Origin of the sequence: Jannaschia formosa (genome assembly GCF_003340555.1) — a bacterium.
GTDB lineage: Bacteria > Pseudomonadota > Alphaproteobacteria > Rhodobacterales > Rhodobacteraceae > Jannaschia > Jannaschia formosa.
Genome location: NZ_QPLJ01000003.1, coordinates 255,590 through 275,608 on the forward strand (window position 1 = coordinate 255,590; position 20,019 = coordinate 275,608).

Below are 20,019 nucleotides of genomic sequence, written 5' to 3' on the forward strand. Positions count from 1 at the left end.
CGCGACGGGCGCCAGGTCGACCCCGCCGGCAGAACGGGAGAAGACCATGAATATTTCCACCAAGCTGATGGGCGCGGCCGCTGCGCTGGCCCTGACGGCGGGCGCGGGTCTCGCGCAGGACGCCAATCCGGGCCTCATCATCGACCTGGGCGGCAAGTTCGACAAGTCGTTCAACGAGAGCGCCTATACCGGCGCCCAGCGCTGGGCCGAAGAGACCGGCGCCGACTACGCCGAGACCGAGCTCGCCAACGAGGCGCAGCGCGAGCAGACCATGCGCCGCATGGCCGAGCGTGGCGCCAATCCGGTCGTCGTGCTGGGCTTCGCCAACGCCTCGACGCTGGACGTGGTCGCCCCTGACTACCCGGATACGACCTTCGCGATCGTCGACATGGTCGTCGACCAGCCCAACGTGAAGTCGATCGTCTTCTCGGAGCACGAGGGATCGTACCTCGTCGGCATGATGGCCGCGATGGCCTCCGAGACAGGCACCGTGTCCTTCGTCGGCGGGATGGACGTGCCGCTCATCTCCAAGTTCGCCTGCGGCTACGCCCAGGGTGCCAAGGCGGTGAACCCGGACATCAACGTCATCGTCAACATGACCGGCACCACCCCCGCCGCCTGGAACGACCCGGTGAAGGGCGCCGAGCTGACCCGCTCGCAGATCGCCCAGGGCTCCGACGTGGTCTTCGCGGCCGCGGGCGGCACCGGCATCGGCGTGCTGCAGGCCGCGGCGGACGAGGACATCCTCTCGATCGGCGTCGACAGCAACCAGAACTACTTGCACCCGGGTGAAGTGCTGACCTCGATGGTCAAGCGCGTCGACAACGCGGTCTACGACACCTTCTCGCAGGCCGCCGCGGGCGAGCTGGAGACCGGGATCTCGGTGATGTCGCTCGAGAACGACGGCGTGGGCTTCGCGCTCGACGAGAACAACGCCGAGCTGGTGACCGCCGAGATGCAGGCTGCCGTCGAAGACGCGAAGGCCAAGATCATCGCGGGCGAGATCGAGGTGCACGACTACCTGTCCGACAACAGCTGCCCGGCATTCTGATGGCGGAGGCGACCCCTGGCGAGACTCTCCTGAAGCTCCTGTCGGCCTGGAACGAGGCCGATGCGGGGTCGCGCGAGACGATACTGGACGAGGCCCTCGCGGCCTCGTTCACCTATGAGGACCCGAACGCCCCCGCGCCCCTCGACGGCAGGGACGGCATGGCGGAGTACCTGACGACCTTCCTCAAGGCGCTGCCCGACGTCGTGCTGCTGCCTCAGGGCGCGCCGCAGGTGACCCACGGGACGGCGATGGTCCATGCGCGGCTGGACCGCGACGGCGCGCCCTTCGCCCGGCTGATCTTCGTCGGCCATGCCGAGGACGGCCGCCTGACCCGCGTCACCGGCTTCGTGGAGAGCGAATGACCCAGAGCCAGTCCCAGCGGCCCGGGACGGCGTCGCAGGACGCACCGCTGGCCATCGAGCTGCGCGGCATCTCCAAGGCCTTCGGGACGGTCCAGGCCAACAAGGACATCTCGATCAAGGTGCGGCGCGGCACCATCCACGGCATCATCGGCGAGAACGGCGCGGGCAAGTCCACGCTGATGTCCATCCTCTACGGCTTCTACAAGGCCGACGCGGGCGAGGTGTATATCGGCGGCAAGAAGACAGAGATCCCCGACAGCCAGGCCGCCATCGACGCCGGCATCGGCATGGTCTTCCAGCATTTCAAGCTGGTCGAGACCTTCACGGTGCTCGAGAACGTCATCCTCGGCGCCGAGGACGGGCGGCTTCTGAAGCCGTCGCTGGCCAAGGCGCGCAAGCTGCTGACCGACCTCGCCCGCGAATACGAGCTGGAGGTCGACCCGGACGCCGTGGTCGAGGACCTGAATGTCGGGCTGCAGCAGCGGGTCGAGATCCTCAAGGCGCTTTACCGCGAGGCCGACATCCTCATCCTGGACGAGCCCACGGGCGTGCTGACCCCCGCCGAGGCCGACCACCTGTTCCGCATCCTCAAGGGCCTGCGCGACCAGGGCAAGACGATCATCCTGATCACCCACAAGCTGCGCGAGATCATGGAGATCACCGACACGGTCAGCGTGATGCGGCGCGGCGAGATGACGGCGACCGTCAAGACCGCCGACACGAGCCCCGAGCAGCTGGCCGAGCTGATGGTCGGGCGCAAGGTGCTTCTGCGCGTCGACAAGACCCCGGCCAGGCCGGGCAAGACCGTGCTGGAGGTGCGGGGCCTGCGCGTCGTCGCCGACCAGGGGGTCGAGCGGCTGCGCGGCATCGACCTCGACATCCGGGCGGGCGAGGTCCTGGGCATCGCGGGCGTGTCGGGCAACGGCCAGTCGGAGCTGCTGGAGGTGCTGGGCGGCTACCGCGCCGCGACCGGCACGATCCGCATGAACGGGCAGGAGCTGGACCTGACCGGCAGCGCCTCGGCCGCCCGCTCGCGCCGCGACCAGGGCATCGGCCACGTCCCCGAGGACCGCCAGCGCGAGGGGCTCATCATGCAGTTCCGCGCCTGGGAGAACGTGGGCTTCGGCTATCACCACGAGCCGCGCTTCGGCTCGGGCATGTTCATGGACAACGCCGCGCTCCGGAAGGATTGCGAGGGCAAGATGGCGCGCTTCGACGTCCGCCCGCCGGACCCGAACCTGACCGCGAAAAGCTTCTCGGGCGGCAACCAGCAGAAGATCGTCCTCGCCCGCGAGATCGAACGCGACCCGGACCTGCTGCTGATCGGCCAGCCCACCCGCGGCGTCGACATCGGCGCCATCGAGTTCATCCACAAGCAGGTCGTCGCGCTGCGCGACAAGGGCAAGGCGATCCTGCTGGTGTCGGTGGAACTCGACGAGATCATGGCCCTGTCCGACCGCATCGCGGTGATGTTCGACGGCCGCATCATGGGCGAGCGCCTGCCCGCCGAGACCGACGCGAACGAACTGGGCCTGATGATGGCGGGGATGACGGGGAAAGTGGCGTGAGCGGCCTGCCGGCCCCGCGATCCTCGTGCACGGGCCGAGGGTCCCCGAGGTCGGAGATCCTCGGGGCGCACCCGGGCCCGACGCCCCTCTGGAACGGAGCGAACAGATGACCGACGCCCTGCCGAAATGGGCCGACATCCTGCTGATCCCGCTGATCAACCTGATCCTGGCGCTGTTCGTGTCGGGTCTCGTCGTGGCGCTGATCGGGAAGGACCCGTTCGAGGCGCTCTACATCCTCGTGAACGGCTCGGTCGGCTCGGCCTATGGCTGGGGCTACACGCTGTTCTACGCGACGAACTTCATCTTCACCGGGCTCGGCGTCGCCGTCGCCTTCCACGCGCGGCTGTTCAACATCGGCGGCGAGGGGCAGGCTGCGCTGGGGGGTCTGGGCGCCGCACTGGTCCTGCTCTACCTGCCGCTGCCGCACTGGACGCTGGCCATCGTCGCGGCCAGCATCGGGGCGGCGCTGTTCGGCGCGGCCTGGGCGGCGATCCCGGCCTATCTGCAGGCAAAGCGCGGCAGCCACATCGTCATCACGACGATCATGTTCAACTTCATCGCCTCGGCGTTGATGGTCTACCTTCTGTCCCGCGTGCTGATCGTGCCCGGCGCGGGCGGCTCGCCCGAGACCGCGCGCTTCGCCGAATCGGTGCATCTGCCCAACGCCTACGACGTGCTGCCCTGGCTGGGATTCAGCCGGTCGACCCCGCTCAACGTGTCCTTCTTCCTCGCCATCGCGGCCTGCGTCTTCGTCTGGGCGCTCATCTGGAAGTCGCGGCTGGGCTACGAGATCCGGTCCTTCGGGCAGTCCGAACCCGCCGCCCTGTACGGTGGCATCTCCTCGGTCCGGATCATCATGATCTCGATGCTGATCTCGGGCGGGTTGATCGGGCTGATGGCGATCAACTCGGTCATGGGCGAGGCCGAGCGCCTCGTGATCGACCCGGTGCAGGGGGCGGGCTTCGTCGGCATCGCGGTGGCGCTGATGGGCCGGTCCCACCCGGTGGGCGTATTCCTCGCCGCGCTGCTGTTCGGCGCGCTCTACCAGGGCGGGGGCGAGCTGACCTTCGAGATGAACGGCATGACGCGCGAGATCATCCTGGTGATCCAGGCGCTGGTGATCCTGTTCACCGGCGCGCTCGACAACATGGTGCGGTCGCCGATCGAGCGGGCCTTCCTGTCGCTGCGCTGGCGTCCCGCGCAGCCGATGCCGACCTCGCCCAAGGGCGGGGACAACGACCCCGTCCCCGGCGCCAAGCCGTAAGGAGAGCCGATGGACTACGCCGGCCTGATCCAGATCCTCGACTCCGCCCTGCGGCTGTCGACCCCGCTGCTGTTCGCCTGTCTGGCGGGCCTGTTCTCGGAACGCGCGGGCGTGTTCGACATCGGGCTGGAGGGAAAGATCCTCGCCTCCGCCTTCCTGTCGGCGGCGATGGCCGCCTATACGGGGAACGTCTGGCTGGGCATGTTCGCGGGCATTCTCGCCGCGCTGATGCTGGCCGCGGTCCACGGGGTCGCGTCGATCACCTTTCGCGGCAACCAGCTCATCTCGGGCGTCGCGATCAACTTCCTGGCCTCGGGCCTGACGGTCGTGATCGGCGAGGCCTGGTTCGGGCTGGGCGGGCGCACCCCGCAGTTGGAAGGCCCCGCCCGGTTCGGAGAGCTGACCCTGCCCTTCGCGAACGCCATCCGCGACGTGCCGGTGATCGGCCCGATCTACGCCGACCTGCTGTCGGGCCATTCGATCCTCGTCTATGTCGCGCTGGCCTGCGTGCCGCTGACCTGGTGGATCCTGAGCCGCACCCGCTTCGGCCTGCGCCTGCGCGCCGTGGGCGAGAACCCGGCGGCGGTCGACACTGCGGGCGTCTCGGTCGTGGGCCTGCGCTATGCCGCCGTGATGATCTGCGGCCTGCTGACGGGGCTCGCCGGCGCCTATCTCGCCACCGCGCTCTCGGCCGGCTTCGTCAAGGAGATGTCGGCGGGCCGCGGCTTCATTGCGCTGGCCGCGCTGATCTTCGCCAAATGGCGTCCCTGGCACGCGCTGGGCGCGACCTTCCTCTTCGGCCTGCTCGAGGCGCTGGGCAACCGCTTCCAGTCGGTCGAGTTGCTGGGGGTGACGGTCCCCACGCAGTTCATGCAGGCCCTGCCCTACATCCTGACCGTCGTCATCCTCGCCGGCTTCGTCGGCCGCGCGATCCCGCCCCGCGCCGGAGGAGAGCCCTATGTCAAGGAGCGCTGAACTTGCCGCCACGATCCGCGACCGCGCGGGGGCCGAGCCGCCGAAGCTGGGCCTGATCCTCGGCTCGGGCCTCGGCCACCTTGCCGACAGGGTGGACGGCGTGGCGATCCCCTACGAGGACCTGCCGGGCTTTCCCCATGCGGGCGTCTCGGGCCATTCGCCGAAGCTGGTGGTCGGCAGGCTGGGCGAGACCCGCGTCGCCGTCTTCGGCGGACGCTCGCACTACTACGAGAGCGGCAAGGCGGACGCGATGCGCCTGCCGTTGGAGGTTCTGGCGGAGTTGGGCGCCGAGGCGCTGATCGCCACGAACGCCGCCGGCTCGCTCCAGCCCGACATGCCGACCGGCTCGCTGATGCTGCTCTCGGACCACATCAACTTCTCGGGCCTGAACCCCCTGATCGGAGAGCCGACGGATCGCCGGTTCGTCCCGATGGGCGACGCGCATGACCCCGATCTGCGGGACGCGCTGCGCCGCGCCGCCCGCGCCGAGGAGGTCGACCTGCACGAAGGCGTCTACGCCTGGTATTCCGGCCCCTCCTTCGAGACCCCGGCCGAGATCCGGGCGCTGCGGACGCTGGGCGCCGACGCGGTCGGCATGTCCACCGTGCCCGAGATCATCCTCGCCCGCTTCCTCGGGCTGCGCGCCGCCGCCGTCTCGACCATCACCAACATGGCCGCGGGTCTCTCGGACGAGGCCATCAGCCACGAGCATACCAAGGCCATGGCCCCGCTCGGCGCCGCCAAGCTGGAGCGGGTGCTTACCAGGCTGCTCTCCGGACAGTTGGATTAACGTTTAGCCTCTCCCCCTCATCTCGCCGGAAATGCGTCGGGCGGGTGATCGAGCTTCCCGTAACAGGTCCAGCGGACCTTCTGGCCGGCCCACGAGCGGAGCCCCGAGACGCCGCCGGGGCCAGCGCCCCCCTGCCCGGCATCGGTCCAGACCCGCCGTCCCGTTAGGGCCAGCCGGTCACAGCCGCGCGCAATCCGTCCGGAGGGTTTGAACTTCGGCCCCGCTTCGGGTTCAAAGGACCCGTCCCCCGGAGCCGCCCGCGTGCAGATCTACCTCCCCATCGCCGAAGTCTCGGTCAACGCCTTCCTGCTGCTGGGACTGGGCGGAATCGTCGGCATCCTGTCGGGGATGTTCGGGGTCGGCGGCGGCTTCCTGATGACCCCGCTGCTGTTCATGATCGGCATCCCGCCCGCGGTCGCCGTCGCGACCGAAGCGAACATCATCGTCGCCTCCAGCTTCTCGGGCGTGCTGGCGCATTTCCGCCGGAAGACCGTCGACCTGCGAATGGGCTTCGTGCTGCTGGTCGGCGGCCTGATCGGGGCCGGGCTCGGCGTGCAGGTCTTCGCGCTGCTGCGCGAGATGGGGCAGGTCGATCTTCTGGTCCGGCTCTGCTACGTGCTCTTCCTCGGGATCATCGGCGCGCTGATGTTCGTCGAGAGCCTCAATGCCATCCGGAGGTCCCGTGCCGAGGGTCCGGCCCCGCGCACGGTACGCCGTCAGCGCGGCTGGATCCATGCGCTGCCCCTGAAGATGAAGTTCCGCACCAGCGGCCTCTACATCTCGGTGATCCCGCCCCTGGCGGTCGGGCTGTTCGTCGGCATCCTGGCGGCGATCATGGGCGTGGGCGGCGGCTTCATCATGGTGCCCGCGATGATCTACCTGCTGGGCATGCCGACCAAGGTCGTCGTCGGGACCTCGCTCTTCCAGATCATCTTCGTGACCGGCTTCGCGACGCTGCTGCACGCGACGACCAACTACACCGTCGACATGGTGCTGGCGGTCCTGCTGCTGGTGGGCGGCGTGGTCGGGGCGCAGATCGGCGCCCGGCTCGGCACCCGGCTCAAGGCCGAGCAGCTGCGAATCCTGCTCGCCATTATGGTGCTGGCGGTCTGCGGCAAGCTGGCGCTGGACCTGCTGATCGAGCCGGCGGAGCTCTATTCCATCGGCACAGGCGGGGAGCACTGATGGTGCGCCTCCTGCTCCTCCTGCTGGGCCTGGCCCTGCCCGCCGCCGCCGAGGAGGTCGTGGCCGACCTGTCGCAGGACCGCGTGTCGATCTCGACCTCCTTCAGCGGCTCCGAGATCCTGATCTTCGGCGCGATCAAGCGCAGCGCCCCCCCGCCGCTCCAGCCTCCGCTTGCGGTGATCGTCACGCTGGAGGGTCCGGACGAGGAGGTGATCGTCCGACGGAAGGACCGCGTCGCCGGGATCTGGGTGAATGTCGAGGGCATCGAGGTGGAGCGTGCGCCCAGCTTCTACGCCGTCGCCTCCACCCGGCCGCTGGAGGAGGCGCTGTCGCATACCGACGACCTGCGCTGGCGCATCTCGACCGCGCAGAAGCTGCGCGCCATCGACGCCACTTCGACGGCCGTGAACGCCTCCGCCTTCCTCGACGCGCTGGTGCGCGTGCGCCAGGCCGAAGGGGTCTACACCCGGGCGGAAGGCACCGTTCAGCTGCGCGACGACACGCTGTTCTCGACCCAAATCGCCCTGCCCTCGGCCCTGACCGAGGGCAATTACGAGACGCGCATCTTCCTGACCCGCGGGGGCCGCGTGATCGACAGCTACGCGACCTCGATCTTCGTCTCGAAGGTCGGGCTAGAACGGTTCATCTACGGCCTCGCCCACGACCAGCCGCTGGTCTACGGGATCCTGTCGCTGGTCATCGCGATCGCCGCCGGCTGGATCGCCTCGGCCGTGTTCCGCTACATCCTGCCCTGAGGGGCGGCGGGCATGGGGATGCCCGCTCTACCGGCCCGGCGGGGGCGACCCTGCCCCCGCTCAGCCGCGCCCGACATAGGGCATCGCGTTCGCCATGATCGTCATCGTCAGCACGTTCGCCTCGGGCGGCAGGCTGGCCATGTGCAGCACCGCGCGGGCCGCGTCCTCGACATCCATCATCGGCACGCCGTCGCCGCCGACGGCGCGCTGGACCTTGTCCAGCGCTTCCAGCATCGGCGTGCGCGCGTTGCCGATGTCGATCTGCCCGCAGGCGATGCCAAGGCTCCGCCCGTCGAGCGACAACTGCCGCGTGAGCCCCGTGATCGCGTGCTTGGTGACGGTGTAGCTGACCGCCCCCTCGCGCGGGACATGCGCGCTGATCGAGCCGTTGTTGATGATCCGCCCGCCGCCCTGCGCGCGCATCCGCCCGAAGGCGGCGCGGGCGGCGAGGAACATGCCGGTCAGGTTGACCGCCACGGCGTGGTTCCAGTCCTCGACCGAGGTCTCGTCTATCGGGGCGGCGGGGACGAAGACGCCCGCGTTGTTGAACAGCACGTCGAGCGGCCCGCCTTCGCAGAAGGCCGCCACCACCGCCTCGACCGAGGCGGGGTCGGTCACGTCCCCCGGCAGGGCCACGGCCTGCGGGTGGCCCCCGGCCACCTCGCGCAGCGCCTCCTCGCGCCGCGCCATCAGCCCCACGCGCCAGCCTTCGGTCAGGAACAGCCGCGCCGTCGCGGCGCCTATCCCCGAGGACGCCCCCGTGATCAGGATCGATCTCATTCCGTCTCCTCCTCCCCCGTCAGTTCCAGCGGCGCGGGCGCGACCTTCAGGTCGTCGGTCCCGAGCGGCTGTTTCGGCAGGGCCAGCGCGTAGCGCTTGACCCAGACCAGCCGCGTCACCGCCCGCGTGATCGCCACATAGGCCAACCGCTTCCACAGCGCCTGCCCGGCCTCGTTGCGGCCTGTCCGGGCGGCGACCTCCAGATCCGGGCCGAAGACCTGCACCGCCTCCCACTGGGAGCCCTGCGCCTTGTGGATCGTCACCGCCGCCCCGTGCAGGAAGGCCGCGCCCATGCGCGCGGCAAAGGGGAGGAACGGCTCCTCCTCGTCGGGATGCTCGATCTTGACGATGGAGCTGACGCTGATCTCCGGCTCGGGCGCGCCGACGACATGCAGCTTCGAGAAGCCCGGCTTGCGCCCCGGCCCCAGGTAGACGACCTGCGCGCCCTTGATGAGGCCCCGCGCCTCTAGGTCGATGCGGCGCTTGCGGTGCTTGAGCGGCAGCTCCAGCCCGTCGCAGATCAGCGGCTCCCCGGGCAGCAGATGGGTGTCGTCGGCGCCATGCGCCTGCCGGAAGGCGCGGATCAGGCGGATGCGCGTCGCGTTGCGCCAGACCAGCACCGGAGAGCGCGCCATCAGGTCGCTGTCCACCCGGGCGGAGACCTGAACGCGCTCGTCCCGCGCCGCCGCCTGCTCCACCATGCGCTCGAAACTGTAGAAGTCGAGCTGCGGGTCGCTCAGCGCATGGGCCAGGTCGAGGATGGGGTTGTCCGCTTCCTGCCGGTGGACGCGGTCGAGATGCATGTGATCGTCGCCTTCGAACCGGTCGAAGACCATGCGGCCCGACTGGTTCACGGGGGCAAGCTGCGCCGGATCGCCGAAGAGGACGAGCGTCGGGAAGATCTCGGTCAGGTCCTCGTACTGCTTGTCGTCCAGCATCGAGGATTCGTCGACGAAGCCGATATCGAGTGGCGAGTCCCGCCGCTTCCATCCGGTGATGAAGTCCGAGCCGCGCAGACCTGCGGCGGCCAGCGCGCCGGGGACGGACCCGGTCTCGTCGTAGACGCGCTTGGCGCGGTCCATGGCGGCCTCCGGCATGGCCTCCATCTCGGGGCGGTCGCCTTCGCCCGCGAGCCACTCGGCGAGCTTCTCGTATTCGGGATCGTAGACCGGGGTATAGAGGATACGGTGGATCGTGGTCGCGGGCACGCCCCGGTTGCGCAGCACCGAGGCCGCCTTGTTGGTCGGCGCCAGCACCGCCAGCGTCCGGCGCTCGCCCCGCTTGCGCTCCCAGTCGCCGGAGACGAGATCCAGCCCCGCCCCGCGCAGCGCCCGGACCAGCTCGGCCAAAAGCAGCGTCTTGCCGGACCCGGCCTTGCCGGTCACGGCCAGCACCCGCCCCTCCTCGTCCTCGCGCGGGGCGGCCCAGCCTTCGGTCAGGTCGATGCCGCTGTCGGACAGCAGCTCGGCGATGCGGTCCCAGGCGGCGGCCTGGTCGGGGGAAAGCGCGGGGCTGGTCATCTCCGCCCTTGTGGCCCGGTCAGGCGCCGACGGGAAGGGGCAGAAAGCCGCCGAAGGCCGCCTCGAACCAGTGCCGCGACTGCGAGGGGTGGACGCCGACCATCCCGCAGAGCCGGTCATGGGTCGCCGCCGAGAAGGTCCAGATCCCGGCCGAGATGCCGTCCTCGCTGCCCAGCACCTCCGGCTCCCAGCCGAGACGGCGGTAGATGCGGGTCATGGGCGCGTCGAACACGCCCAGCGCATGGGTCAGCCCCATGCCGAACCCCAGCTCCGATGCGGCGAGCAGAAGCTGGCGCGCGGCCCCGCGCCCGGCTGCGGGCGACAGGCAGAACCGCGTGCATTCCCAGATCAGCGGAGAGCGGATCGCGCCGCCGCCGGTGAGATTGGGAAAGACCTCGGCCAGCATCGTCGGCCCCGTCGTCGGCAGGAAGCGCATCGAGCCGGCATGACCGCCCGCGGCGTCCTCGGCGATGACATAGAGCGGGTCGAGCCGGTCGTATCGATCCGTCTCCCAGCCGAACTCGTCGACGGTCACGTCCCAGCCCATCCGGTCGCGGAACTGCGCGCTGCGATCCCGGAACATGTCCGCCGCAAGCTCCGGCGCGGAGGTGAGGTCGGACGCGTAGAGATAGCGGATCGTCATCGGAGGGCCCTTTCCGTCTGTTGCGACGGACCGGGCTGGAGCCGAGCGGTTAACGCTTTCCTAGCGCGCGCCGGACACCCGGAGCGCGCAACGGCGCCCGCTCAGCGGCACGCGCGCGCGTTGGGGCGAAGGTGAGCCGGCAGGTCGCAGACGTGCGGCGCGCCGGATCCTCGGCGCAGGCAGCGCCCCGGGCGAGGGACGCGTCCCCGCCGATTCGCGTGGCCGTCTTCGAGTTTTCCAAATGCCCGGAGGGAGCCGCGCGCAGCCCGACAAGCGGTCAACGCCCGCCTTTCCGCCTAGAGGCAGATCAGGCCGCGGGAGAGGGCGTTGGCCACCGCGTGGGTGGTGTTCATCGCACCCAGCTTGAAGCGCGCGCTCTCGATATAGACCCGCAGCGTGTGTTCGCTGATCCTGAGCCGCTCTGCCGCCTGGGCCCGGCTCTTCCCGGCTGCGAGCAGCGTCAGCGCGTCGGTCTCGCGCGGGCTGAGCGCCTGATGCGGCGCATGGCCCTCGCCGTCGAGGGCGAGCGCGCGCTCGTTGACGTAATGCGCGGCCAGAAGCAGCTCGTGCAGGTGGTCGCGGGTGAAATGCTCCCAACTGCTGTCACCGGCCCTGTGATTGACCGTGAACAGGGCGAACTGACCCGACGGGCCCCGGATCGGCAGGCTGAAGCCCTGGTTGCCGAGCCCGTTGGCGATGGCCTCGCCCAGCAGGGCCCGGGCCGGGCGGGTCGACCAGTCGAGCCGCTTCCAGTCGACCGGCGTGAACCGGTTGAAGCAGGCGAGGACGACGGGATCCACGGTCTGGAAGTTGTGCTCGATATAGGCCGCGACCCAGACCGGGGCGTAGGTCAACGCGCCCCATTGATCGCCCCCCGACTTCACCGAGTGGTAGGCCAGATGCTCGACGTCGTAACAGTCGCGCAGCTCGTGGACGGAGGTGTTCAGGGCGGTGAGGTCGGTGACGTTACCCAGCCTCTCCAAGAGATCGTCCAGCTTCCGCGTCATGCATTCCCGCCCGCGCCAGCGCCGGCTCGGACTGCGTGACTTCCGCGATGGCCACGATAATCGACTCTTCCAGCTGCGCGGCCAGATTCGGCAATTCGTTCATGGTCGCAAAGCCGCGCAGGTCGCCCAGCACTTCGATGATCCAGTCTTTCGACATCCGACGATCCTTCGGTAAAGGTTAATGGTTGATTAAGCCGACTGTATCAGCACGCGGATCGGGCGCGAAACTCGCGGATTCTATCTCCCCATTTGTGGGGAGGGGCGCGCAGGCAACAGGTTGATCCCGGAAGCGGCGCTGAACGAAGAAGGAACGCCCCCGCCGGTCAAGGCGGGGGCGCGATGGCGGGAATCGGGTCGTGTCAGGCGTCGCGGCCTGCCTCCAGCACGTCCTCGAGGGTGCGCAGGCCGGTTCGGGGCGCCTGGACCAGCACCGACATGTTGCCCGGCTTGTGCTCGTTGCGGAGCATCTTCATGTGCGCTTCGGGCAGGTCGTCCCAGGCGAAGCATTCGGACATGCAGGGGTCCAGCCGCCGCTCGACCATCAGCTTGTTGGCCGCCGCCGCCTGCTTGAGATGCGCGAAGTGGCTGCCCTGCAGCCGCTTCTGGTGGGACCACATGTAGCGGACGTCGAAGGTGCAGTTGAAGCCGGTGGTCCCGGCGCAGATCACGACCATCCCGCCCTTCTTGCAGACCAGGGTCGAGACCGGGAAGGTCGACTCGCCGGGATGCTCGAACACCATGTCGACGCTGACGCCCTTGCCGGTGATCTCCCAGATGGCCTTGCCGAAACGCCGCGCCTCCTTGGCCCAGGCGGCGTATTCCGCGGTGTTGACCTGCGGCATCTGCCCCCAGCAGTCGAACTCCTTGCGGTTGATGACCCCCTTCGCGCCGAGCCCCAGCACGAAGTCGCGCTTGGACTCGTCCGAGATCACCCCGACCGCGTTCGCCCCGGCGGTGTTGATGAGCTGGATCGCGTAGGAGCCGAGGCCCCCCGACGCGCCCCAGACCAGCACGTTCTGCCCGGGCTTCAGGTCGTGCGGCTCGTGCCCGAAGAGCATGCGGTAGGCGGTGGCCAGCGTCAGCGTGTAGCAGGCCGACTCCTCCCAGGTCAGGTGCCTCGGCCGCGGCATGAGCTGCTGCGCCTGGACGCGGGTGAACTGCCCGAAGGAGCCGTCGGCCGTCTCGTAGCCCCAGATCCGCTGGGACGGGGAATACATCGGGTCGCCGCCGTTGCATTCCTCGTCGTCGCCGTCGTCCTGGTTGCAATGGACGACGACCTCGTCGCCCACCTTCCAGCGCCTCACCTTGGCGCCCACCTTCCAGACGATGCCGGCCGCATCCGAGCCGATCACCGCGTAGGGCGCCTTGTGCCCGTCGAAGACCGACACGGGCTGGCCGAGGCAGGCCCAGACGCCGTTGTAGTTCACGCCGGCGGCCATCACGAGGATCAGGACCTCGGTGTCGCCGATCTCGGGGGTCTCGACGATCTCCTGCTCGAGCGCGGTCTCGGGCTCGCCATGCCGCTCGCGCCGAAGGACCCAGGCATACATGCGCGCGGGCACGTGGCCCATCGGGGGCATCTCTCCCACCTCGTAGAGGTCCTTCGCCGGGGCGTCGTAGGCAGGCTGGGGGGATTGGGTATCGAGAGCCATCAAGGAAACCTCCTGTCGTTGCCGCGTCGCGGAATCGCATGCTGCGCTGCGGTGGAGCTAGCAGGCACCCGGCAACATTCCAACACGAAATTGCTACGTGGAGTAATTTTCGGTCTCTCTCGTTTCGATCACGGGCGTCGCCGGATCCAGTCGCGGGAGCGTCCGCGCATAGAAGCGCAGCACCGGTCCCCACTCGGGGTCGAGTGCGATCCGCCCTCCGTCGAACCGGATCGCGTTGCGCGCGGCCATCATGCGCAGCGAGGCGCCCAGCGTCGCCTCCAGCGTGTCGACCTCGGCATGGACGGGGTGGCCTGCCGCCGAGAAGGCGGCCAACCGGGCCGAGACGTGGCGGGTCACCGCGTCCTCGTCCTCGGCCCCCTCCAGCAGCGCCTCGCAGACCAGCGGGCCGGGCAGGACCGGCAGCGCCTCGGCCACGCGGGCCATCAGCGCCGCGCCCAGGGCGGCGGCCGGGTCCGCGTGTCCCTTCCACAGGAAGGCCCGCAGCGACAGCGGCCGGCCGAAGGACACCGCCGCATAGCCGAAGCGCGAGAACCGCCCCGTCAGCCGCAATTGCAGATGGCGCAGCAGGTAACGCGCGATCATCCACCAGCGCAGCCGGAACGCCCTGGTCCCCGTCCCGTGGGCCGCGATCAGGACGCGGTCCTCCAGCACCCGCTCGTAATTGACGGCGACGGGCACGAAGACGACGTCCCCCGCGCTCTCCGGGTCGTGGCCGTCGAGGATGTAGGACAGGATGCCCAGCTTCGGCGCATGCAGCGCGCCATCCCGGGACAGGCGGCCCTCAGGGAAGACGGCCTGCGTCACCCCGTTCTCGGTCGCGATCTGGACGTAGCGCGCCAGCACCTTGCGATAGAGCGGGTTGAGATCGCGCCGCCGCACGAAATACCCGCCCAGCGCCCGGATCAGCGGCGCGAGCGGCCAGCGCCGCGCCCATTCGCCGACCGCATAAGCCAAGGCGGTCTGGTCCGAGGCGAGCCATGTGACCAGCACGTAGTCCATGTTGGACCGGTGGTTGAGCACGTAGACCACCGTCGCGCCGGGATCGACGCCGCCCAGCGCCGCCTTCTCGCCGGTGACCCGTACCCGGTAGAGGCCGCGCGACAGCCAGCGCGCCAGCCGCATCGCGACCGAGAAATAGAGCACCGCCGAGAAGCCGGGCACGATCTCGTTGGCGTAGCGGCGCGCGGTCTCGAAGGCGACGCCCTCGGGGACGCCCGTCTTGCGCGCATGGTCGAGGATCGCCTGCGCGACCTGCGGGTCGTGGATCAGGCGGTTCACCGTGTCCATCCGGCGGGCCAGCTTGAAGGGCTGGATCGGCCGTTCGAGCCGCCGGTTGAGCCGCTCGATCACCCGCTCCGCCCGGCGCCGGAAGAACCAGCGCACCGAGGGGAACAGGAAATGCGACGCGAAGGTCACGGCGGCGAATGCACAAAGCAGCAGCAGCGCCCAGAGCGGGACCGGAACGGTCTGGTTCATCGGCTCCGTGCTCTCCCTCAGGCGCCTGCTCACCTCACGCTAGGCGATCCGGGGCCGTCCCGCCACTCGCGATCGCCGACGCCGCGCCGCAGCGAATTGACCCGGCCCTATCTGTCGTCTACTTCCTGCAGGACGCAATATTGTTACACGAGGCTGCCCCATGTCGCCGAAAGATCGCCCCTGGCTGTTCCGCACCTATGCCGGCCACTCGACGGCCGAGAAGTCCAACGCGCTCTATCGCAGCAATCTCGCCCGCGGGCAGACCGGCCTCTCGGTCGCCTTCGACCTGCCGACGCAGACGGGCTACGACTCCGACCACGTTCTGGCGCGCGGCGAGGTGGGCAAGGTCGGCGTTCCGATCGCCCATCTCGGCGACATGCGCATGCTCTTCGCGGACATCCCGCTGGAGCAGATGAACACCTCGATGACGATCAACGCGACGGCGCCGTGGCTTCTGGCGCTCTATGTCGCCGTGGCCGAGGAACAGGGCGCCGACGTCTCCAGGCTTCAGGGCACGGTGCAGAACGACCTGGTGAAGGAATATCTGAGCCGCGGCACCTATGTCCTGCCGCCGCAGCCCTCGATGAAGCTGATCGCGGACGTCGCCGCCTATTGCTACGATGCGATCCCGAAATGGAACCCGATGAACGTCTGTTCCTACCACCTGCAGGAGGCGGGCGCGACGCCCGAGCAGGAACTGGCTTTCGCATTGGCGACGGCGACGGCGGTGCTGGACGAATTGCGCGGCCGCGTTCCCGAAGAGGACTTTCCCCGCCTCGTCGGCCGGATCTCGTTCTTCGTGAATGCGGGCATCCGATTCGTCACCGAAATGTGCAAGATGCGCGCCTTCGTCGATCTCTGGGACGAGATCTGCCGGGAGCGGTACGGCGTCGAGGACCCGAAATACCGCCGCTTCCGCTATGGCGTGCAGGTCAATTCCCTCGGCCTGACCGAGCAGCAGCCGGAAAACAACGTCTACCGGATCCTGCTCGAGATGCTGGCCGTCACGCTGTCGAAGAATGCCCGCGCCCGCGCCGTGCAATTGCCCGCCTGGAACGAGGCGCTGGGCCTGCCGCGTCCCTGGGACCAGCAATGGTCCCTGCGGATGCAACAGGTGCTGGCCTACGAGACCGACCTTCTGGAATTCGGCGATCTCTTCGACGGCTCTCCGGTCGTGGCCGCCAAGGTCGAGGAGTTGAAGGAAGGCGCGCGTGCGGAACTGGACGTGCTCGACGGAATGGGCGGTGCGGTCGCGGCGATCGAATACATGAAGGGCCGGCTGGTCGAATCGAATGCCGAACGGCTCGGCGGGATCGAGCGCGGCGACACCACCGTCGTCGGCGTCAACAGGTGGACCGAGGGAGAGCCCTCGCCGCTGGTCGGCGAGGATGGCGGCATCATGACCGTGGACCCGGCGGTCGAGGCCGACCAGATCGCCCGGCTGGAAGCCTGGCGGGCCGAGCGTGACGCGGCGGCCGTTCAGGCGGCGCTAGACGCGCTGGGCCGGGCCGCGCGCGAGGGGACGAACATCATGCCGCCCTCGATCGCGGCGGCGAAGGCCGGGGTGACAACCGGCGAATGGGCCGGGGTGATGCGCGCCGTCCACGGCGAGTATCGCGGCCCCACCGGCGTTTCCGCGTCGATGTCGAACCGGACCGAGGGGCTCGACGAGCTGCGCGAGATGGTCGATGCCGTCTCGGCCAGGCTCGGCCGCCGCCTGACCTTCCTGATGGGCAAGCCCGGTCTCGACGGTCATTCCAACGGCGCCGAGCAGATCGCCGTCCGCGCCCGCGACTGCGGAATGGCGATCCAGTACCAGGGCATCCGCCTCACCCCCGAGGCGATCGTCACCGCCGCCGGCGACGGCGCGCACGTCGTCGGGCTGTCGATCCTGTCGGGCTCGCACCTGCCCCTGGTCGAGGAGACGATGCGGCGGATGCGCGAGGCGGGTCTCGCCCATGTGCCGGTGATCGTTGGCGGGATCATTCCGGACGAGGATGCCGAAAGGCTGCGCGCGATGGGCGTGGCGCGGGTCTACACGCCCAAGGATTTCGAATTGAACAGGATCATGGGCGATATCGTTGAATTGGCCGACCCGAAGGAGATAGCCGCAGAATAGGCCGCCGGAGCGCATCGACGAAGGGTGCAATTCCGAAAGGACCGAAGTCCGTGAAGCGCATTCCCACCTGCACGATTGTAACGGGTCTAGAATCCCCTTGCCGGTTTTTCCTTTACAATCTATCTCCAAAGCTATCTGGACGCAGGGAGCGAAACGATCATGGCAGAACTCGATACGATGACCAAAGCAGACCTCGCCAAGGAACGCGCCGCCGCAGAAGAGCGGCTGAAGGAAATCCGGAAAGCTGAGGCTGAATATGACGGTCGTCGGCTCCGGGAATTGAAGGGGCAGATCGAAAAGATGCTGGCCGACGAGGGCTATAGCATGGCTGATCTCATGCAGGGGCGCTCCGGCGGCAAGAAGGCCGTGGCGGGCGCCGCGAAGGCTCCGGCGAAATATCGGCACCCCGAGAATCCCTCGCTGACCTGGTCCGGCCGCGGGCGGCAGCCCGGTTGGTACAAGGAAGCGCTGGCCGCAGGGAAATCGCCCGAAGACATGGCGATCTGAGCCGATCTGCCGAAACGCGGAGGCCCGTGCAGCGGGCCGCCTGATGCGCGCACTGGACCTCGATCCGAATGCCGGGCAGAAGCGCCGAAAGCCCTTCGCCCGGAACGCCGCATGACCCCTCACATTCGCGCCGAACCCGGCCAGATCGCCGAAACCGTGCTGATGCCGGGCGATCCCTTGCGGGCCCGCTGGGCGGCCGAGACCTTCCTCGACGCGCCCGAACTGGTGAACGATGTGCGCGGCATGCTGGGCTTCACCGGCACCTGGCGCGGCCACCGGGTGACGATCCACGGCTCCGGCATGGGGATGCCGTCGCTGTCGATCTACGCCAACGAGCTGATCGCGACCTACGGCGCGAAGACGCTGATCCGCATCGGCTCCTGCGGGGCGATGCAGGCCCATGTCGCGCTGCGCGACGTGATCCTCGCGCAGACGGCCTCCTCGCTCTCGACCCCGTCATCGGGCATCTTCCGCGAGATCGCCTTCGCCCCCTGCGCCGATTTCGGCCTGCTCCGATCGGCGGCCGACGCGGCATCTCGCCGCGGCACGGGCGTCCATGTCGGCGGGATCTATTCCTCGGACGTGTTCTACGACGAACGCCCGGACCTCACCGAGATCATGACCCGTCACGGCATCCTCGCCGTCGAGATGGAGGCGGCGGAGCTCTACAACCTCGCCGCCCGCCACGGCTGCCGCGCCCTCGCGGTCCTGACGGTCAGCGACCATCTGCTGACGGGCGAGGCGCTCCCCGCCGCCGACCGGCAGACGGGTTTCGCGGAGATGGTCGAGATCGCGCTGGAGGCGGCCTTCGCGTCGGCAGGCTGAGCTCGGAGCGGACCCCGGCCCGCGACGTCGGGCGACTGCTCCCGTCGCGGCTGGATCACTCCAGCGAACTCCGGAAACGGAACCACCCGCGCCGGCCCAAGTGTCATGGCAAGAGAGAGCGGCGGGATGGGATCGCCCCACCCCGCCGCGGAGAACGCAGCGCGCCCTCACCTCGCGCGGTCATCGGCTCCTCAGCCTGTCCCGCATCCTGATGGTGTCACAAGCATGGTTAAGGATTCGTAAAGGGCCCTCATCTCGCTCCAAATACCTCGGGGGGAGCCGAAGGCGGGGGGCAGAGCCCCCCTCGGACGGAGACGCCTCGCGCCTCCGCCCGGGGTCCTGCTCAGATCACCAGAACGGCCAGCGGCGGAAAGCCGTTGAAGCCGACCGACGAGTAGGACGAGGTATAGGCGCCGCAATTGCGGATGATCACCTTGTCCCCCGCCCGCAGCGTCATCGGCAGCGCGATCGGGCGCTTCTCGTAGAGCACATCCGCCGAGTCACAGGACGGCCCGGCCAGCACGCAGGGGCCCGTCGCGTCGCTGTCGCGCGGCGTGACGATCTGATAGCGGATCGCCTCGTCGATCGTCTCGGCCAGGCCAGAGAACTTGCCGATGTCGAGATAGACCCAGCGATGCAGGTCGTCCTCGGACTTCTTCGAGACCAGCAGGATCTCGGCGGCGATGGCGCCCGCCTCGGCGACGAGGCCGCGGCCGGGCTCCGCCATGATCTGCGGGACAGCGCCGAAGCGCGCCTCGATCAACTCGATGACCGCGGCGGCATAGGCCGTCGGATGCTGGATCTCCTCGCCGTAGAAGGCCGGGAAGCCGCCGCCGATGTTCAGCAGCTGCAGGTCGAAGCCCGCGTCGACCGCCTCGTGCCAGATCGCCGCGACCTGGTCGAGCGTGCCGGTCCACATCCGCGCTTCGCGCGTCTGGGAGCCGACATGGAACGACAGGCCGTAGGGCACGAGGCCCAGATCGCGGGCCAGGCCCAGCAGCGCCAGCACCTTGTCACGGGCGCAGCCGAACTTGCGCGAGAGCGGCCAGTCCGCTTCCGAGTTCTCGACGATGACACGGATGTAGACGCGCGCGCCGGGGGCGTTCTCGGCGATCTTCTCCAGCTCTTCCTCGGCATCGGCGGCGAACATCGTCACGCCCGCATTGGCGGCGAAGCGGATGTCGGACGCCTTCTTGATCGTGTTGCCGAAGGAGACATGGTCCACGTCCGCGCCCTGCGACAGCACCAGCTCGATCTCGCCGCGGGAGGCCGCGTCGAAGCCGGAGCCGAGCGCCACGAGACGCTCGATGATCGCGGGATGCGGGTTCGCCTTCACGGCGTAGTGGATGTGGGCACGGCCCAGGCCGGCGCTGAGCGCGCGGAACTGGCGCTCGACGGCATCGACGTCGATCACGAGCGTCGGCTCGGCGAAGTCGTTGGACGCGATGAAGTCTTCCACGCGAGAGGGCGCAAAGGGGAGGACGCGGCCGAGACCGGTTACTGCGTTCATGGTCATCTC

General features: G+C 69.0%; 19 protein-coding genes. 11 read left to right on the forward strand and 8 right to left on the reverse strand.

The genetic code is table 11. The features are described 5' to 3' along the window. Positions 1-46 precede the first annotated feature (46 nt). From DR046_RS05620 to DR046_RS05655, 8 genes are all read left to right on the forward strand, one after another. Positions 47-1,051 carry a BMP family lipoprotein gene (locus DR046_RS05620; RefSeq protein ID WP_115380812.1) on the forward strand — a complete coding sequence of 335 codons (1,005 nt, stop codon included), beginning with the start codon at positions 47-49 and terminating at the stop codon, positions 1,049-1,051. After that, the gene (locus tag DR046_RS05625) at positions 1,051-1,413 is read left to right on the forward strand and encodes a nuclear transport factor 2 family protein (RefSeq protein WP_115380813.1); all 363 of its coding nucleotides are present in this window, start codon (positions 1,051-1,053) and stop codon (positions 1,411-1,413) included. The genes DR046_RS05620 and DR046_RS05625 overlap by 1 nt, the downstream gene beginning before the upstream one ends. Then, entirely contained in the window at positions 1,410-2,981 is a 1,572-nt protein-coding gene (locus tag DR046_RS05630) for an ABC transporter ATP-binding protein (protein ID WP_115380814.1), read from the forward strand. Before DR046_RS05625 ends, DR046_RS05630 begins: the two co-directional genes overlap by 4 nt. Before the next feature lie 106 nt (positions 2,982-3,087). Next, the gene (locus tag DR046_RS05635) at positions 3,088-4,245 is read left to right on the forward strand and encodes an ABC transporter permease (protein WP_115380815.1); all 1,158 of its coding nucleotides are present in this window, start codon (positions 3,088-3,090) and stop codon (positions 4,243-4,245) included. 9 nt (positions 4,246-4,254) lie between these two features. Further along, positions 4,255-5,220: an ABC transporter permease gene (locus DR046_RS05640; RefSeq protein ID WP_115380816.1), complete on the forward strand. Its 966-nt coding sequence runs from the start codon at positions 4,255-4,257 to the stop codon at positions 5,218-5,220. Continuing rightward, positions 5,204-6,010 carry a purine-nucleoside phosphorylase gene (locus tag DR046_RS05645; protein WP_115380817.1) on the forward strand — a complete coding sequence of 269 codons (807 nt, stop codon included), beginning with the start codon at positions 5,204-5,206 and terminating at the stop codon, positions 6,008-6,010. The genes DR046_RS05640 and DR046_RS05645 overlap by 17 nt, the downstream gene beginning before the upstream one ends. A 261-nt stretch (positions 6,011-6,271) precedes the next feature. Next, a complete protein-coding gene (locus DR046_RS05650; RefSeq protein WP_115380818.1) occupies positions 6,272-7,195 on the forward strand; it encodes a sulfite exporter TauE/SafE family protein in 924 nt (307 codons plus the stop codon). After that, positions 7,195-7,950: a TIGR02186 family protein gene (locus DR046_RS05655; protein ID WP_115380819.1), complete on the forward strand. Its 756-nt coding sequence runs from the start codon at positions 7,195-7,197 to the stop codon at positions 7,948-7,950. The genes DR046_RS05650 and DR046_RS05655 overlap by 1 nt, the downstream gene beginning before the upstream one ends. 60 nt (positions 7,951-8,010) lie before the next feature. On the opposite strand, the gene DR046_RS05660 is transcribed toward DR046_RS05655, so the two are convergent. From DR046_RS05660 to DR046_RS05690, 7 genes are all read right to left on the reverse strand, one after another. After that, positions 8,011-8,730, reverse strand: a complete 720-nt coding sequence (locus tag DR046_RS05660; protein WP_115380820.1) for an SDR family oxidoreductase — start codon at positions 8,728-8,730, stop codon at positions 8,011-8,013. Then, entirely contained in the window at positions 8,727-10,250 is a 1,524-nt protein-coding gene (locus DR046_RS05665) for an ATP-dependent DNA helicase (RefSeq protein WP_115380821.1), read from the reverse strand. The genes DR046_RS05660 and DR046_RS05665 overlap by 4 nt, the downstream gene beginning before the upstream one ends. Positions 10,251-10,269: 19 nt before the next feature. After that, on the reverse strand, positions 10,270-10,893 hold the full coding sequence (locus DR046_RS05670; protein WP_115380822.1) for an acyl-homoserine-lactone synthase: 624 nt from the start codon (positions 10,891-10,893) through the stop codon (positions 10,270-10,272). Positions 10,894-11,189: 296 nt separating this feature from the next. Beyond that, positions 11,190-11,900: a helix-turn-helix transcriptional regulator gene (locus tag DR046_RS05675; RefSeq protein WP_115380823.1), complete on the reverse strand. Its 711-nt coding sequence runs from the start codon at positions 11,898-11,900 to the stop codon at positions 11,190-11,192. Next, positions 11,860-12,057 carry a hypothetical protein gene (locus DR046_RS05680; protein ID WP_115380824.1) on the reverse strand — a complete coding sequence of 66 codons (198 nt, stop codon included), beginning with the start codon at positions 12,055-12,057 and terminating at the stop codon, positions 11,860-11,862. The genes DR046_RS05675 and DR046_RS05680 overlap by 41 nt, the downstream gene beginning before the upstream one ends. A gap of 202 nt (positions 12,058-12,259) precedes the next feature. After that, positions 12,260-13,552, reverse strand: a complete 1,293-nt coding sequence (ccrA, locus tag DR046_RS05685) for a crotonyl-CoA carboxylase/reductase (protein ID WP_115380825.1) — start codon at positions 13,550-13,552, stop codon at positions 12,260-12,262. Positions 13,553-13,645: 93 nt separating this feature from the next. After that, on the reverse strand, positions 13,646-15,049 hold the full coding sequence (locus DR046_RS05690; RefSeq protein WP_115380826.1) for a 1-acyl-sn-glycerol-3-phosphate acyltransferase: 1,404 nt from the start codon (positions 15,047-15,049) through the stop codon (positions 13,646-13,648). A gap of 139 nt (positions 15,050-15,188) precedes the next feature. On the opposite strand from DR046_RS05690, the gene DR046_RS05695 reads away from it, so the two are divergent. The 3 genes from DR046_RS05695 to deoD all read left to right on the forward strand — a co-directional run bounded on the left by DR046_RS05695 (position 15,189) and on the right by deoD (position 18,500). Next, positions 15,189-17,168 carry a methylmalonyl-CoA mutase family protein gene (locus DR046_RS05695; RefSeq protein ID WP_280652823.1) on the forward strand — a complete coding sequence of 660 codons (1,980 nt, stop codon included), beginning with the start codon at positions 15,189-15,191 and terminating at the stop codon, positions 17,166-17,168. A gap of 159 nt (positions 17,169-17,327) precedes the next feature. Further along, positions 17,328-17,675 carry an H-NS histone family protein gene (locus DR046_RS05700; RefSeq protein WP_245190813.1) on the forward strand — a complete coding sequence of 116 codons (348 nt, stop codon included), beginning with the start codon at positions 17,328-17,330 and terminating at the stop codon, positions 17,673-17,675. Positions 17,676-17,786: 111 nt separating this feature from the next. After that, on the forward strand, positions 17,787-18,500 hold the full coding sequence (gene deoD / locus DR046_RS05705; protein ID WP_115380828.1) for a purine-nucleoside phosphorylase: 714 nt from the start codon (positions 17,787-17,789) through the stop codon (positions 18,498-18,500). Positions 18,501-18,843: 343 nt separating this feature from the next. On the opposite strand, the gene DR046_RS05710 is transcribed toward deoD, so the two are convergent. Next, a complete protein-coding gene (locus tag DR046_RS05710; protein WP_115380829.1) occupies positions 18,844-20,016 on the reverse strand; it encodes a type III PLP-dependent enzyme in 1,173 nt (390 codons plus the stop codon). Positions 20,017-20,019 lie beyond the last annotated feature (3 nt).

What these genes read in the sequence shown, in the direction of transcription:
- DR046_RS05620 (WP_115380812.1), top strand. Translation starts at nt 47, where the DNA reads ATGAATATTTCCACCAAGCTGATGGGCGCGGCCGCTGCGCTGGCCCTG.
- DR046_RS05625 (WP_115380813.1), top strand. Translation starts at nt 1,051, where the DNA reads ATGGCGGAGGCGACCCCTGGCGAGACTCTCCTGAAGCTCCTGTCGGCC.
- DR046_RS05630 (WP_115380814.1), top strand. Translation starts at nt 1,410, where the DNA reads ATGACCCAGAGCCAGTCCCAGCGGCCCGGGACGGCGTCGCAGGACGCA.
- DR046_RS05635 (WP_115380815.1), top strand. Translation starts at nt 3,088, where the DNA reads ATGACCGACGCCCTGCCGAAATGGGCCGACATCCTGCTGATCCCGCTG.
- DR046_RS05640 (WP_115380816.1), top strand. Translation starts at nt 4,255, where the DNA reads ATGGACTACGCCGGCCTGATCCAGATCCTCGACTCCGCCCTGCGGCTG.
- DR046_RS05645 (WP_115380817.1), top strand. Translation starts at nt 5,204, where the DNA reads ATGTCAAGGAGCGCTGAACTTGCCGCCACGATCCGCGACCGCGCGGGG.
- DR046_RS05655 (WP_115380819.1), top strand. Translation starts at nt 7,195, where the DNA reads ATGGTGCGCCTCCTGCTCCTCCTGCTGGGCCTGGCCCTGCCCGCCGCC.
- DR046_RS05660 (WP_115380820.1), bottom strand. Translation starts at nt 8,730, where the DNA reads ATGAGATCGATCCTGATCACGGGGGCGTCCTCGGGGATAGGCGCCGCG.
- DR046_RS05665 (WP_115380821.1), bottom strand. Translation starts at nt 10,250, where the DNA reads ATGACCAGCCCCGCGCTTTCCCCCGACCAGGCCGCCGCCTGGGACCGC.
- DR046_RS05670 (WP_115380822.1), bottom strand. Translation starts at nt 10,893, where the DNA reads ATGACGATCCGCTATCTCTACGCGTCCGACCTCACCTCCGCGCCGGAG.
- DR046_RS05675 (WP_115380823.1), bottom strand. Translation starts at nt 11,900, where the DNA reads ATGACGCGGAAGCTGGACGATCTCTTGGAGAGGCTGGGTAACGTCACC.
- DR046_RS05680 (WP_115380824.1), bottom strand. Translation starts at nt 12,057, where the DNA reads ATGTCGAAAGACTGGATCATCGAAGTGCTGGGCGACCTGCGCGGCTTT.
- ccrA (WP_115380825.1), bottom strand. Translation starts at nt 13,552, where the DNA reads ATGGCTCTCGATACCCAATCCCCCCAGCCTGCCTACGACGCCCCGGCG.
- DR046_RS05690 (WP_115380826.1), bottom strand. Translation starts at nt 15,049, where the DNA reads ATGAACCAGACCGTTCCGGTCCCGCTCTGGGCGCTGCTGCTGCTTTGT.
- DR046_RS05700 (WP_245190813.1), top strand. Translation starts at nt 17,328, where the DNA reads ATGGCAGAACTCGATACGATGACCAAAGCAGACCTCGCCAAGGAACGC.
- deoD (WP_115380828.1), top strand. Translation starts at nt 17,787, where the DNA reads ATGACCCCTCACATTCGCGCCGAACCCGGCCAGATCGCCGAAACCGTG.
- DR046_RS05710 (WP_115380829.1), bottom strand. Translation starts at nt 20,016, where the DNA reads ATGACCATGAACGCAGTAACCGGTCTCGGCCGCGTCCTCCCCTTTGCG.